Source organism: Lysinibacillus sp. GW823-FHT02G10 (assembly GCF_058797135.1).
The window spans coordinates 463,989-478,436 of record NZ_JBXAJI010000002.1; the positions used below are offsets into that span (position 1 = coordinate 463,989).

General features: G+C 38.7%; 13 protein-coding genes and 1 riboswitch. Of the genes, 2 read left to right on the forward strand and 11 right to left on the reverse strand.

All coding sequences use genetic code 11. The features are described from left to right. Positions 1-24 precede the first annotated feature (24 nt). Positions 25-1,533: an alanine/glycine:cation symporter family protein gene (locus tag AC1RFD_RS12130; RefSeq protein WP_048391090.1), complete on the reverse strand. Its 1,509-nt coding sequence runs from the start codon at positions 1,531-1,533 to the stop codon at positions 25-27. 126 nt (positions 1,534-1,659) lie between these two features. Then, positions 1,660-2,466 carry an alpha/beta hydrolase gene (locus AC1RFD_RS12135; RefSeq protein WP_054549914.1) on the reverse strand — a complete coding sequence of 269 codons (807 nt, stop codon included), beginning with the start codon at positions 2,464-2,466 and terminating at the stop codon, positions 1,660-1,662. A 133-nt stretch (positions 2,467-2,599) separates the two neighbouring features. Between AC1RFD_RS12135 and AC1RFD_RS12140 the strand changes: the two genes are divergently transcribed. Further along, complete coding sequence (locus AC1RFD_RS12140; protein ID WP_016994472.1) at positions 2,600-3,112, forward strand: gamma carbonic anhydrase; 513 nt, start codon at positions 2,600-2,602, stop codon at positions 3,110-3,112. A 179-nt stretch (positions 3,113-3,291) separates the two neighbouring features. Here AC1RFD_RS12140 and metK read toward each other — a convergent pair whose 3' ends face one another. Next, positions 3,292-4,488 (reverse strand): methionine adenosyltransferase, encoded by a 1,197-nt coding sequence (metK, locus tag AC1RFD_RS12145; RefSeq protein WP_004225981.1) that lies wholly within the window; start codon positions 4,486-4,488, stop codon positions 3,292-3,294. Positions 4,489-4,746: 258 nt separating this feature from the next. After that, positions 4,747-4,865, reverse strand: a riboswitch (SAM riboswitch). A 389-nt stretch (positions 4,866-5,254) separates the two neighbouring features. Here metK and pckA point away from each other — a divergent pair. Beyond that, on the forward strand, positions 5,255-6,841 hold the full coding sequence (gene pckA / locus AC1RFD_RS12150) for a phosphoenolpyruvate carboxykinase (ATP) (RefSeq protein ID WP_048391084.1): 1,587 nt from the start codon (positions 5,255-5,257) through the stop codon (positions 6,839-6,841). A gap of 65 nt (positions 6,842-6,906) precedes the next feature. Here pckA and AC1RFD_RS12155 read toward each other — a convergent pair whose 3' ends face one another. The 8 genes from AC1RFD_RS12155 to AC1RFD_RS12190 form a co-directional block, all read right to left on the reverse strand. Next, complete coding sequence (locus AC1RFD_RS12155) at positions 6,907-7,683, reverse strand: alpha/beta hydrolase family protein (protein WP_048391082.1); 777 nt, start codon at positions 7,681-7,683, stop codon at positions 6,907-6,909. After that, a complete protein-coding gene (locus tag AC1RFD_RS12160) occupies positions 7,667-8,134 on the reverse strand; it encodes an NUDIX domain-containing protein (RefSeq protein WP_054549912.1) in 468 nt (155 codons plus the stop codon). The genes AC1RFD_RS12155 and AC1RFD_RS12160 overlap by 17 nt, the downstream gene beginning before the upstream one ends. A 202-nt stretch (positions 8,135-8,336) precedes the next feature. Beyond that, positions 8,337-9,260, reverse strand: a complete 924-nt coding sequence (locus AC1RFD_RS12165; protein ID WP_048391078.1) for an aminopeptidase — start codon at positions 9,258-9,260, stop codon at positions 8,337-8,339. A gap of 11 nt (positions 9,261-9,271) precedes the next feature. After that, entirely contained in the window at positions 9,272-10,033 is a 762-nt protein-coding gene (locus AC1RFD_RS12170) for an IclR family transcriptional regulator (protein ID WP_004225962.1), read from the reverse strand. A 134-nt stretch (positions 10,034-10,167) separates the two neighbouring features. Beyond that, positions 10,168-11,436 (reverse strand): M20 family metallopeptidase, encoded by a 1,269-nt coding sequence (locus tag AC1RFD_RS12175; RefSeq protein WP_492474934.1) that lies wholly within the window; start codon positions 11,434-11,436, stop codon positions 10,168-10,170. Beyond that, a complete protein-coding gene (locus tag AC1RFD_RS12180; RefSeq protein WP_048391073.1) occupies positions 11,429-12,382 on the reverse strand; it encodes a DUF1177 domain-containing protein in 954 nt (317 codons plus the stop codon). Before AC1RFD_RS12180 ends, AC1RFD_RS12175 begins: the two co-directional genes overlap by 8 nt. Positions 12,383-12,426: 44 nt before the next feature. Beyond that, positions 12,427-13,434: an ABC transporter ATP-binding protein gene (locus tag AC1RFD_RS12185; RefSeq protein WP_048391072.1), complete on the reverse strand. Its 1,008-nt coding sequence runs from the start codon at positions 13,432-13,434 to the stop codon at positions 12,427-12,429. Continuing rightward, complete coding sequence (locus AC1RFD_RS12190; protein ID WP_016995144.1) at positions 13,418-14,440, reverse strand: ABC transporter ATP-binding protein; 1,023 nt, start codon at positions 14,438-14,440, stop codon at positions 13,418-13,420. Before AC1RFD_RS12190 ends, AC1RFD_RS12185 begins: the two co-directional genes overlap by 17 nt. Positions 14,441-14,448 lie beyond the last annotated feature (8 nt).

Here is a 14,448-nt window from a genome sequence, read left to right on the forward strand (position 1 = left end):
CTAGCTGATCGCCTTGCTCTTTATCTACTTGTTATTGCGTTTTTCATTATAGTCAACCCAGAAATCTGCACCTTTAATTCCTAGTTTACGAGGATCAAAGACTGGGTCTTTTCCTTCTTTTTTCTGTTTCTCGTAATCTTTTAATGCGACAATAGCTGGTTTCATGATAATTAAAATAGCTATAACGTTAATCCAAACCATCAAACCAAGACCTACATCTCCCATTGCCCATGCCAGACCAGACGTACGGATTGTACCATAAAAGGCTGCAACTAAAATGGCAATTTTCGCAATCCAAATGAATACCTTTTCTGTGCTACCTCTAAATAAGTAAGCGACATTTGTCTCTGCAATATAGTAGTAAGCCATGATTGTTGTAAAGGCAAAGAAGAATAACGCAATGGCTACAAATGGAGCACCAAAGCCAGGTAATGATGAGTCAACTGCATATTGTGTATAGGCTGCACCTGCTTCAATACTTTTCGCAAAAGTCATTTGCTCATCGCCTGCTAATCCACCACTATTAAATTCTCCAATATGGATAAATGGATCTGCTCCCTCAGCTGCCTTTTCATCTTGTACATTGTACATGCCTGTAAATAAAATCATAAATGCCGTAGCAGAACAAATTAATAATGTATCAATATAAACAGACGCCGCTTGTACAATTCCTTGCTTAGCAGGATGTGATACTTCCGCAGCTGCCGCAGGGTGAGCACCAGTTCCTTGACCAGCCTCATTAGAGTAAATTCCACGTTTAACACCCCAAGCAATCGCTGAACCAATAATGCCTCCAAAAATTTCTTGAGCCCCAAATGCACTAGAAAAAATTAATCCGATAACCGTTGGTACTTGTGAAATATTCATAAAAATAATGATAATGGCCATAATGATATAGGCTAATGCCATAAACGGTACAATAATCTGGGCAGCATTTGCGATTGATTTAACACCCCCGATGATAATAGCACCTAATAAAACAACAATAATAAGTCCTGTGATCCATGTTTCCAAACCGAAAGCGTTTTCAACAGCACCTGCGATGGCATTCGACTGCACACCAGGCATCAAAATTAACATTGCTATTAAAGCCGCCACAGCAAAAATAACTGCAAACCATTTTTGGCCCATTCCTTTTTCTATGTAAAAGGCTGGTCCACCACGATATTCTGTATCTTTCTCTTCTTTATAGATTTGAGCTAATGTTGACTCTACATACGCGGTAGCCGCACCTATGAAAGCGATTGCCCACATCCAAAAGACAGCACCAGGTCCTCCCATTCCAATCGCTGTCGCAGTACCAGCAATATTACCTGTACCTACACGTCCTGATAATGCGATAGACATTGCTTGGAATGAAGATATTCCCTTTTCTGACTTCTCCCCTTTAAACATTAAAACAAACATATCTTTAATGTGCCTTACTTGTAGGAACCTTGTAATAATTGAGAAAAATAACCCAATTAATAAGATGCCATAAATAAACCATGGTCCCCATAAAATACCATTCAACTTCTCTACAATTACATCCATTTTACCCCTCCAATTTGAATTACCTTACTTTAAGTCATTATAGTATTACACTTTTCTGAAAATTACAATATTATTTTTAAGTAACAATATTTAAGTAAGTAACCTAGTAAATGGAAGGGTATAAACCTATTTAATTATATAACCAATTCTTCGAAGAGCATTATTAATAAAATCTCGTATATACATAAAAATCTCTTCGCGCTCTCCCTCATGAAATAAATTATGATAACAATTTGCCCATTCTTTAAACTGAAATTCCGTGAATTCCTGTTGATGAAGCCAATTTCGAGTTTGGCGAGTGTCCGTAATTTTATCCTTCTCAGCTGTCATAATTAGCATAGGCATATTAGGCATTTCACCTTTAGGCAGCATCACTAAATTTTTCATCATCTGCTGAAGTTCTCGATACCATTTCACAGAAACAACAGACATGAGGGGTACATCATCTTTCATTTCTTCTCTGCCTTCAACACTACGCGTTAATTTCTCTAATGTAATATCATGTGTCAACTTAACATTGGCTGTTAACGCACTTAGACTTGTTAAAGCATTTGTTAATTTACCTGGTAATAGCTTTAGTTGCAACCAAGGTGATGTTAAAATAATGCCTGCACATTCATATTGTCTCTTTTGCAGTGTATGGAGGATTAATGTTGCACCTAGTCCATGCCCTATTACAAAGGTTGGTAAATTATATGAAAAAGCATTTTCAATCAGGTTTCTTGTATACTTATTGTACAATTTGAAGTCTTCATCATGGACTCGAGCAAACCTTGCATTACCTCCATGATTCGGTAAATCTCCCATGACTATGTGGAAGCCTTCTAATCTTAATTTCTCTATCAGCCATGCATACCAACGGTGATTTTCATAAGCACCATGAAGAATAGCAATCACAGCTTTTGCTTGTCCATCAGCTTCCCATTTCCACATTACATAGTCCTCCTAAAAAATGATTACACTTTGATTATATCGAAATAAATAGCACATTTTAATTTTATATTTCCATAAAGTTGCGTATTTGATACGATAATACTACATTATAGAAAGAAAAGAGGCGATTTTCATGATTTATCCATTTAAAGATAAAACGCCAAAGATCGATCCGTCTGTTTTCATTGCTGATTACGCAACTGTTACGGGCGACGTAACAATTGGCGCCGAAACAACTATTTGGTTTAATACGGTTATTCGTGGTGATGTTTCCCCAACGATTATTGGTAAACGTGTCAGTATCCAGGATCTTTGCTGTTTACACCAAAGCCCAAAATATCCGCTCATTATTGAAGATGAGGTAACAGTTGGACACCAAGTCACTTTACATAGTTGTACAATTCGCAAAAATGCCTTAATTGGTATGGGATCCATTATTTTAGACGGAGCTGAGATTGGAGAAGGTGCATTTATTGGAGCTGGAAGCCTAGTACCTCCTGGTAAAGTCATTCCTCCAAATAGTTTAGCATTAGGTCGTCCAGCAAAAGTTGTCCGAGAATTAAATGCTGAAGATAAAGAGGATATGGAACGCATCGTACGAGAATACGCAGAAAAAGGTCAATATTATAAATCACTTCAGAAATAAATAACCTACACAAAAAATCAATACTAACGAAAAAATCCCTCGCGTTTTCGTGTACCGAATATGTTCACGAATCCTAGCGAGGTATTTTTGTAAAAAAAACAAAAGGAGCAATGTTGCCCCTTTGCTTATTAATACATCAGAATAATTTTCTAATGACTTCATTACTTTAGTTCAATAGTTTATAAACGTGCTTTTTCTCGTAGCGCGTCTGCTTTATCAATTTGCTCCCATGGTACATTTAAATCTGTACGACCAAAATGTCCATACGCAGCAGTTTGTTTATAAATTGGACGACGAAGATCAAGCATTTTAATGATACCTGCTGGGCGTAAATCGAATAACTCGCGTACCCATTCAACGATCTCGCTTTCTTTCACTCTACCTGTGCCAAATGTATCGACAGCAATGGAAACAGGCTGAGCAACGCCAATCGCATAGGCAAGTTGCACTTCAGCACGCTCTGCTAAGCCAGCTGCTACGATGTTTTTTGCTACATAACGTGCTGCATATGCCGCCGAACGGTCTACCTTGGTTGCATCCTTACCTGAGAAGGCACCACCACCGTGACGTGCATAACCACCGTATGTATCAACAATGATTTTACGTCCTGTTAATCCAGCATCACCTTTTGGCCCACCAATTACAAAACGGCCAGTTGGATTGATGAAGTATTTCGTATTAGCATCTAATAATTCACTCGGTACAACTGGTGCAATAACAAATTCTTTTAAATCTGCTTGAATTTGTTCAAGTGTTGCTTCTTCATCATGCTGTGTTGAAATAACAATTGTATCCACGCGAACCGGTACATTATTGTCATCATATTCAATCGTTACTTGCGTTTTACCATCAGGACGTAAATAGGCAAGTTCACCTGATTTACGTACTTCTGTTAAACGGCGTGCTAATTTGTGTGCCAAGCTAATTGGTAATGGCATTAGCTCTGGTGTTTCATTACATGCATAGCCAAACATTAAGCCTTGGTCACCAGCACCAATTGCTTCTATATCAGCATCTGTCATAGAGCCTTCACGTGCCTCTAATGCCTGATCAACACCTTGAGCTATATCAGGTGATTGTTCGCCAATTGCCACAAGCACCGCTAAGTTCTCAGCATCAAAGCCATATTTACCTCGTGTATAGCCAATTTCAGCTACAGTGTCACGAACAATACCTTTAATATCCACATAAGTAGAAGTAGTAATTTCTCCTGCTACTAATACTAATCCTGTTGTTACAGTTGTTTCACACGCTACACGTGCATTTGGATCTTCTGCTAAAATAGCATCTAAAATGGCATCCGAGATTTGGTCACAAATCTTATCTGGATGTCCTTCTGTTACACTCTCTGATGTAAACAGTCGACGGTTTGTCATTTGGTTTTCCTCCTAAATACTCTTACAATAAGTAGTTGTGTATGAATACGGTACTCATTACCCATGTCAAGTCCGCTCCTAAGGATTGAACTCTCAAGCCGTTACTGCTGCTTTTAACACGAGGATTTCGAAAGATCCGTCATTATAATAAGGAAAGAACTACATATACTTACCTTTACATTGATTTATAGCAATAAAAAAATCCTTTTCTCACGTTACTTTACATGAGGAAAGGAATAATGACTGCGTAACCTTTCACTCTTATCGTTCAAGGGATGTTCCCTTGCATCAGGTTGGCACCAACGCATGTCGTGAAATAGTTCATGCAGGTTGCCGGGTTTCACAGGGCCTGACCCTCCACCAGCTCGGGATAAGAGTATCCGTTCAATCTCATGTTACTGAAAAGGTCGAACGTTGTCAAATATTTTCTTATGTATTACTGTATAGAAAGGAAAGAACTTATTACACAAAAACTTTTCATACTTGGATGATGATGTAAATAGAAGCAAATTAATCCCTACAACATACCTAGCTACTTGTGGTAACATATGTGTGGCTCAATTTTCGTGCCTAATTACAGTAGGATTGATGGTATTCTACTCGAAAAACATTATTTTTTGTCAGTTTATTGAAAAGTGGTAAAAACTCTAAAATAATTTCTTAATTAGTATAGATTATTTAAGCAATTGTGTTATACTATTTTTGAAATTAAGAAAAAATCCCTCTAAATCAAGGGAATACTATAAAAAAGGATGGTATTTAATCGATGAATTCAGTAGAAATTGCAAACGAACTGAAGGAATTATTAAACGGCGGTAACATAAATGTTCAACTTTCAGTACCACAATTAGCAGAAAAAGCTACATCTCGTGGTGAAGCAATGTTAACAGTAGATGGCGCAGTTCGTGCAGAAACTGGCAAATACACTGGTCGTTCACCTAAAGATAAATATACGGTAGAAGAAGAAAGCACAAAAGATCAAATTGACTGGGGTAAAGTCAACCAACCGATTTCTTCTGAAGTGTTCGATAACCTATATGTAAAAGTAATAAAATATTTAAAAGAACGTGACGAGTTATTCGTATTCAAAGGCTTTGCAGGTGCTGACAAAGACTCACAATTAAGCATTCAAGTTATCAATGAATACGCATGGCACAATCTTTTTGCTCATCAATTATTTATCCGTCCAACAGCAGATGAATTAGCTTCTCATGTTGCCGACTTCACTGTCATCTCAGCTCCTAACTTTAAAGCAGATCCTGCGGTTGATGGTACTGCTTCTGAAACATTCATCATCGTATCACTTGAAAAGAAAATTATTTTAATTGGTGGTACAGAATATGCTGGTGAAATGAAAAAATCTATCTTTGGTATCATGAACTACTTATTACCACAACAAGGTATTCTTTCAATGCACTGCTCAGCAAACGTTGGTGAAGCTGGCGATGTAGCGTTATTCTTCGGTCTATCTGGTACTGGTAAAACGACGTTATCAGCTGATCCTGATCGTAAGCTAATCGGTGACGATGAACACGGTTGGTCTGATAATGGTGTATTCAACATTGAGGGTGGCTGCTATGCAAAAACAATCAACCTTTCTGCTGAAAAAGAACCAGAAATCTACAATGCAATCCGCTTCGGCTCTGTATTAGAAAACGTAGCTGTTGATCCAGAAACTCGTATTTGTGACTATGATGATGGTTCACTAACAGAAAATACACGTGTAGCTTATCCAATCCAATACATCGAAAATATCGTTGATCCTTCTGTTGCAGGTCATCCAAAAACAATCATCTTCCTAACAGCTGATGCATTTGGCGTGTTACCTCCAATCAGTAAATTAACAAAAGAACAAGCGATGTATCACTTCCTAAGCGGGTTCACTTCTAAACTTGCTGGAACTGAACGTGGTGTGACTGAGCCAGAACCAGTATTCTCTACTTGCTTCGGGTCTCCATTCCTTCCACTTCCTGCAACAGTATACGCAGAAATGTTAGGACAAAAAATTGACGAGCACGGTGCACAGGTATACTTAGTAAACACTGGTTGGACTGGTGGCGAATATGGCACAGGTAGCCGTATGAAACTATCTTACACACGTACAATGGTCCGTGCAGCAATCGATGGTAAATTAGCAGATGTTGAAACAACACAAGATGCTGTGTTTGGTTTACACATTCCAAAAGCAGTTGAAGGCGTACCTTCAGAAGTGTTAAATCCTCGTGAAGCTTGGGCAGATAAAGCTGCATACGATGCAAAAGCTGCTGAGCTTGCAGGCTTATTCAACGAAAACTTCAAGAAATTCTCAAACGTTTCTGAAGCCATCACTACACTTGGTGGTCCATTAAAATAACGTCTATATAAAAGACAAAGGGAACAATTTATTCGTTCCCTTTGTCTTTTTGTTTTCTCTATGCTTTATTGTTGTTTCATCCACTTGCAAAGAGCACGGACAGTTTCACGATTTTTTGCTGGTGGATATTGATGTGCATAGTTAAGATCATACCAAGTTTCGAATGATTTATTTGCTTCCTCTAAAAAAAATGCCAATTGTCTGGCATGTTCAATATCCACATTTTCATCACGATAGCCATGAATGATAAGAACGGGAGCTGTTATACGCTCTATCTCAAAAAGTGGTGTTCTTGCATCATACGCTTCTGGTACACGATTAGGTGTTCCTCCAATAACACGCTTCATCATTCTGCGCATATCTGTACGCTCCCAATAAGTGGCCGTTGCATCAGAAACACCTGCCCATGTTACAACAGAAGTAATATCCCTTCTTAAAATAGCTGTCCACAGAGCCATAATACCACCTCGTGAAAAACCAAAAACATGGATATTGTCATTGCAGAATTGTTTGAGTACATCTACGGCATAGACCGCATCGTAACGGTCTGCCCCTGCAAACTCGTCACGCCCCTCTCCCCCACGATTCCCACGATAATATGGGGCAAATACGATAAAGCCCTGCGCCGCAAATTGTGCAATACGAGAGGGTCTTACCATCCCAATGCTTTGCATGCCGCCTCTTAAATATAAAAAGCCATCATATGTACCTTCAGTCTTTGGCTCTGCTAATAGTCCTTTTATACGTAAGCCCTGTGAAAGATAGGTTATTTCCGTTAAACGTATAGCTGGATTTGGTGAAGGATAGGGGCGTTTTTCGATAATATCACCATTGTGTGTCACGATGTTTCAGCTCCTCCAGCATTTTCTTCATCCCCTCATCCTTCATGTGAAAACTCAAGTTAGGATGCTGAGCAAATTCTTCATCGGTTAACCAAAGCATGCCTGACGTTTCTAAATCAAATTCTATATCCTCTTGCGCTAAAAATTGTGCAGTGAAAACGGATTTACAAAAAACGATTTCATCATACACTGCATACTCTGCAAACCATTGAAGATTCTTCACATGAACACCTGTCTCTTCAAAAACTTCTCGAATCGCCGCCTCCTCTAAGGTTTCCCCTTCTTCTAATTTCCCTCCTGGCACTTCTACACCACGTCGTTTATGGACAGTACATAACCATTTATTTTCATGCTTTAAAAGGACAAGGACGTGTTTAGGTTCTACTTTAAATTCGCCTCTTGTAAAACTCAAATCTACTTGTAGGCCATGTAAATCTGTAAATGTTAACATCTCTTCAACCTCACGTTCTTTCTTGTTGCAAAACAAAAGTTACTTTCTTTATCATTACTTCTATTTTATGGACGAAATTTAATCATCATTCCTATTCCTATCTATATTAACTATATTGTAAACCTACAATGACAAGCAACCCTAAGCTACAGTCTTGTAAAGCATGAAAAAAAGCGTGCTTCATAGGAAGACACGCTTTTCTTTAGATTACTTGCTGACCGTCAAAATAGACGATAGGACTTTTCACAACACAATCAATATGAACATCTGACGCATTGGCTCCACCAAATGGCGCATTACTGCCAAAAGCGATATGGATGGTCCCATACACCTTCTCATCCTCTAATACATTGCCACATAGGATAGCACTTTTATTGGCTCCGATGCCAAACTCTGCAATGACTCTACCATTGCCTTCACCAAGTAATGCCAGTAGTCGTGGACCATCAGGACCGATTGCTTCTTCTAAGCGACCATTCTTTATTTTTAATAATAATGGTTCCTTTAAAACACCAATATTAGCAATAGAGCCATCTACTAAAATCTCTCCATTCGCAGATGTTTCTATTGGTGCAATATACGATTCTCCTGAAGGAATATTCCCGTACTCACCAGGTTGACGAATAACCCCTGTAGAACGAATTCCGAAACGGCCGTCTACACTAAACGTCAGCTCATGACCATCCTTGACAATACGAATATCTTTTGTCGTATTAAGTAAAAGGACATATTTTTCTACCGTAGCTTCGATCTCCTGTGCATCTGCATGAAGGGCACCTTGCTCCAGCATCTCCAATGTTACCCCTGGCATTGTTGCTACACGTCCACCCTTTTCACAGGCATGTTTACGAGCCAGTGTATGTGTTAGGGAGTGGGAGGTAATACACAGTGTAACATCGGCATTTGCCATAAGCTCAGAAACTGCATGGATTGGCTCCTGCCCAGATTTCTCTAACAGGGGCATCACCATGAACATTGTATTTGCAGTAATTGACAGTCCAGCTTCATAAAAAATTTTTGCGATGTCTTGTTTGTGGCTATCTGTCAAAATTAATAGTGACTCAGAAGATTGAACATTTAAATTGCCTTTTAAAACATTTAGTGCAATATCATGTAAATGATGCATAATAGGGCTCCTTAATTAAAATTCAAATGATATCTACGAATAATTCCTTCTATTTCATTTCTAGCTTCCGTTAAAGGTCCCAAAAAATCAGGAACACGTTGCTCTGTAAAACGATAAATTGGTCCAGAAACGGTAATAGACGCTACGACCTGTTCCTCGCTATTAAATATAGGCATAGCTAGCGCCAATACATCGACCGAATACTCACTGTTACTAAGTGCATAGCCACATGTTCTAATTTTTTCTAGCTCTGCCCTTATTTCTGTGGCATCTGTCATCGTATTATTTGTATAAGCTGTTAATGGTTCATCTATGACCTTTGCAATTTGCTCTTCATTTAAAAAAGCAAGCATTGAACGGTAAGATGCTCCTACATACAGTGGCGATCTACTTCCTCTTGAAACTGTAAACTTCACCTTATTTACAGGCTCTGCTTTCAGTAATGTTAACGCTTCCAGTCCATTCAGTACGGTAAAAATAGCTGTTTCACCAGTGACATCCTTTAATTTCTCAAGAACTGGCATACATAGCTGATCTATGTTTAATGAATCATACATATTCATACCTATTTCCCATAATGCAATACCAAGAGAATATTTTTTTGTTATAGGATCTTTTGTTATAAACCCATTATTTTCGAAGGTTTCAAGAATGCGATATAAATTTGTATGATTCATGTTCATCGCCAGTGCTAACTCTCGACCACCCCATGTGGGCTTTTCCTTTGTAAACATTTTTAAAACCGCAATTGATAAATTTAATGTCTTTAGCATATCTCTCATCCTTCTGAACTATTTATCTGTACAAACGGCTGCAAATCTCTCTCTTAAGGGGGAAATAATCGACAGATTTAGCAGCCGTCAGCACCTGATATCACTTTATCAAAAGTAAGAGAGTAGCTAATCTCTTACTTTTGATATAGGAAATCAACAACAGCAGTTATATAAACTTTTGCACAGCGTACGATATCCTCAACACGCACTTTTTCATTATAACCATGAATACTTGGTAAATAAGCTGGGCCGTATTGCAATACAGGAATATCATATTGTCTGAAATGACGAGCGTCACTGCTTGCCCATTGCATGACACCATATGCCTCTTGCCCTGTAACATATGATATATTTTCCACTATCGATTGGCATACAGGATTTTCAGCAGGCGTATAATTGGCTACGCTTTTAAAGCCAAAACGTTGGATTGAATAATCGATAGCCAAGCCATCTAGTTTAGTTGTCAAGATTTCTGTTACTTCTTCTTGTGTAATACCAAATGGTAAACGACAATCGACCTGGACCTTACAGTAATCTGGGATTACGTTTGACTTCGTACCTCCCTCAATTGTACCAATATTTACAGTAATTTTCTCTAAAACTTCTTGATATTTCAAGCGATCTTTCTCCACTTCACGCATGTATTTTTTTGATACCTCGATAAGTGGCTTTACCTCTTCAGGAATTGTGATTTCTACATCCCATAGTGTACGAATCTCTTGTATAGCTCGGATTGCATCAACAATGGCATTTCGTCCAGCCAATGGTGATAGGCTTCCATGACCAGGTTCCCCACGCACCTCTAATTCAAACCAGTAAGATCCCTTTTGTCCAATAGTTGGGTTTAAAGGTGAAGAGGGCTCAGCGATTAAACAACCATCTCCCTGCACATAGCCTCGCTCTAACAGCCAAGGAACACCAAATTCACCGCCAGTTTCTTCATCTGGTACGATCGCCAAAGTTAATTTCCCTGGTAGTTCAATGTTCAGTTTCTTTAATAACTTTGTTGCAAAAATAATACCTGCTAAACCGGCTTTCATATCACTCGCCCCACGTCCAAGCATCCAGCCATCCTTCACTTCTCCTGAAAACGGATCAAAATCCCATTTTGATAGATCACCGACAGGAACAACATCGGTATGGCCACAATAAACGAGTTCTTTTCCTTCCCCATTTCCAATAGAAGCTACTAAATTAAACATTTTATCAGCAGCTTCATATTTTTGATAAGTAATGCCTACATCATTTAAATAGTTTTCGATAAAAGCTGTTATTTCAGTCGTATCCCCTGGAGGATTGACACTTGGGATTTGAATGAGCTTTGAACAAAACGCTATCAATTCATCTTGATGATTTTCAACTGCCTCTACTAATTGAGCTTTAAGTGCTTGTAAATCATTCATGTGTGTGTACCTCGTTTCCTTTCGTTTGTAGATGACTCATGCTACCATATAAGCCTTTCATATGTGTAAATTGTGTTTCATCAAAGAAAGAGCATTTATTAGCACCGTAAGTTTTTGCTACCTCTAACACAAATCGCACAACATTTTCTACATCTGTGACATGGGTTGCACCTGTTGCACAGCCTGCCACAACAGATTCAGTTGTAATCGCTACACCTACAACAGGGCTAGATGTTGCAACTGCTGGTTGTAAAATACTATTGATATGGAATAAACCATTACCATAGGGTGTAATGTCTTGCATCGTGATTGGCAGGACAACTGGAGAAATGCCAGCAGATTGTGTATATACGTGCAATAAATCATCACTAATTTTTAATATGTAACCTTCTTTGACAGTTGGCGTTATCGCAAATCCTTTATGGTTACATACTTGATTGCCTTTTGTTGTATCAATTGATAGAATAGCATCCATTGTATCTTCTACTTCATTTTCGTTCATGACACTAATATCCACTGGCGAGTTCATAAATGGCACTGGCTCATGTGGTAAGGTTGGAGCTGTTGGACAAATATGTGTGGAGAAAATAACGTCACCCTCTAATTGATCACCCTTTAAGGCCATATCAATAGCTTTTGCTGCTCCTGCCAGACATGCCAGTGCGCCGTCTCCATCTGATACAAAACCTGTCATTTCAGGGCGTGCTCCGATACCACCTAATCGTCCAATAATTCCTAATGTAGGTGCATTTCCGCCAGAGGATTTGCCATTCTTTCCTTTCACGAGGACGCGAACAAAATCTGTTGAGCCGCTTTCGCCTTGAATAGTTTTTACCTTGACATCTGCTGTGGAATCAATATTGTGTAAATACTTCTTAATCGTGTCTCCGTTTACATAAATACTATCCATTACCTCGTATAATTCAATAACATGCTTCAATGACATAATCAGTCCGCTCCTTTTTCTGCTTCAATAAATTTTATCTTTCGTTAAATTGATGATACTTCTTGCTGTATCGACTTATATAAATGACACGATACTTGATGTGTAGCTGATACTGTATCAAGTGTCGGTTGGACCTCTGCACATTTTTCTGTAGCAAAACGACAACGCTTATGGAATGCACAGCCACTCGGGGGATTAACCGGGCTTGGAACATCGCCAGATAAAATAATACGGTCCTTTTTATCAAAAGGATTTTCCTTAGGTATGGCCGATAACAAGGCTTGTGTGTAAGGATGCTGAGGGTTCTTATAAATTTCCTTGTATGTGCCAATTTCCACTATTTTTCCTAAATACATGACAGCAATACGATCACACATGTAGTTCACCACATTCAAATCATGTGAAATAAAAATATAGGTTAAACCGAATTCTTTCTGTAAATCTTTTAATAGATTGATAACCTGAGCCTGTACAGAGACATCTAATGCTGAAACAGGTTCATCACACACCACAATATCTGGATTCAGTGCAAGAGCCCGAGCAATATTTATACGTTGTCTTTGTCCACCAGAAAATTCATGTGGATGGCGTTTTGCATGGTATGCACTTAATCCGACTGTTTCAAGTAATTCAACCACTCGCTTTTTACGGGATGCCTCATCACCAATCCCATGGATCACTAATGGCTCAGCAATAAGATATTCAATCGTTTTACGAGGATCGAGTGATGCATAAGGATTTTGGAAAACCATTTGGATGGATTTTCGAGCAGAGCGGATATCTTTTGAATTTAAGCTTGCTAAATCCGTTCCCTTAAATTCAACTACTCCCTCTGTTGGTGAAATTAGCTGGTTGATTAAACGGGCAACCGTTGATTTACCACACCCCGACTCTCCCACAATCCCCAGTGTCTCACCTTTATATAACTCAAAACTTACACCATCTACCGCCTTCACAAATTGTGTTGGTTTTTTAAAAGGAATTGAACTTTTAATGGGAAAATGCTTTTTTAAATTACTTACCTTTAAGACAAGTTCATTGTACTGTTGCATTAAAAATTCCCTCCTTCCTAGGGACAATTTGATCTTTTGCTTGTAAATGGCAGGCTACAAAATGGTTATCCTGTACTTCCACTAAATCAGGCACAGTACTACGACAAATATCTGTCGCTAAAGGACATCGTGCTGAGAAGTGACAGCCACTATGTGGCATTGTTAAATCTGGTGGACTACCAGGAATAGCCGGCAGCCTTTGTTGCTCTTGAGTCCCCATTGTAATTTGAGACTCTAATAATCCCCACGTATAGGGATGTAAAGGTTTTTCATAGAGCTGTCTTGTTGTAGTAGACTCTACTGTACGACCTGCATACATAACATTTACTTTGTCACATAGCTCCCAAACTACACCTAAATCGTGCGTAATCATAATGATGGCTGTATCATGTTCTTGTTGTAATTTTTTCATTAAATCAAGAATTTGAGCTTGTACAGTTACATCTAGTGCAGTTGTTGGCTCATCAGCAATGAGTAGTTTCGGGTTACAAGCTAGGGCAATAGCAATCATGACACGCTGACGCATTCCACCTGAAAATTCGTGAGGATACATTTTTAATCGTTTCTCTGGCTCAGGAATCCCAACCATTTTTAACATATCGACGGCTTTGATAGCGGCATCTTTCTTCGATATTGTTTCATGTGCTTGGATGACTTCAATAATTTGATTGCCCACTGTTAAGACAGGATTCAAACTTGTAATTGGATCTTGGAAAATCATTGAGATGTCATTGCCTCGCACATTGCGCATTTCCTTTTCAGAAATTTCGATTAAATCGCGGCCATTAAATAGAATTTTTCCATTCGTTATTTTTCCTGGCGGAGATGGAATTAAACGCATGAGAGCAGTGGCTGTAACACTTTTTCCTGATCCTGACTCTCCCACAATACCTAGTGTTTCCTTCTTATTTAATTGTAAATTTACTCCATTAACAGCTTTCATTGTAGAGCCGCCACTTTTAAATTCTACTGTTAAGTTTTCTACATCTAGTAAACGTTCAGTCATGACTCCAC

Excerpts from the sequence above, each read along its gene's own strand:
- AC1RFD_RS12130 (WP_048391090.1), bottom strand. The coding sequence starts at position 1,533 with ATGGATGTAATTGTAGAGAAGTTGAATGGTATTTTATGGGGACCATGG.
- AC1RFD_RS12135 (WP_054549914.1), bottom strand. The coding sequence starts at position 2,466 with ATGTGGAAATGGGAAGCTGATGGACAAGCAAAAGCTGTGATTGCTATT.
- AC1RFD_RS12140 (WP_016994472.1), top strand. The coding sequence starts at position 2,600 with ATGATTTATCCATTTAAAGATAAAACGCCAAAGATCGATCCGTCTGTT.
- metK (WP_004225981.1), bottom strand. The coding sequence starts at position 4,488 with ATGACAAACCGTCGACTGTTTACATCAGAGAGTGTAACAGAAGGACAT.
- pckA (WP_048391084.1), top strand. The coding sequence starts at position 5,255 with ATGAATTCAGTAGAAATTGCAAACGAACTGAAGGAATTATTAAACGGC.
- AC1RFD_RS12160 (WP_054549912.1), bottom strand. The coding sequence starts at position 8,134 with ATGTTAACATTTACAGATTTACATGGCCTACAAGTAGATTTGAGTTTT.
- AC1RFD_RS12165 (WP_048391078.1), bottom strand. The coding sequence starts at position 9,260 with ATGCATCATTTACATGATATTGCACTAAATGTTTTAAAAGGCAATTTA.
- AC1RFD_RS12170 (WP_004225962.1), bottom strand. The coding sequence starts at position 10,033 with ATGCTAAAGACATTAAATTTATCAATTGCGGTTTTAAAAATGTTTACA.
- AC1RFD_RS12175 (WP_492474934.1), bottom strand. The coding sequence starts at position 11,436 with ATGAATGATTTACAAGCACTTAAAGCTCAATTAGTAGAGGCAGTTGAA.
- AC1RFD_RS12180 (WP_048391073.1), bottom strand. The coding sequence starts at position 12,382 with ATGTCATTGAAGCATGTTATTGAATTATACGAGGTAATGGATAGTATT.
- AC1RFD_RS12185 (WP_048391072.1), bottom strand. The coding sequence starts at position 13,434 with ATGCAACAGTACAATGAACTTGTCTTAAAGGTAAGTAATTTAAAAAAG.
- AC1RFD_RS12190 (WP_016995144.1), bottom strand. The coding sequence starts at position 14,440 with ATGACTGAACGTTTACTAGATGTAGAAAACTTAACAGTAGAATTTAAA.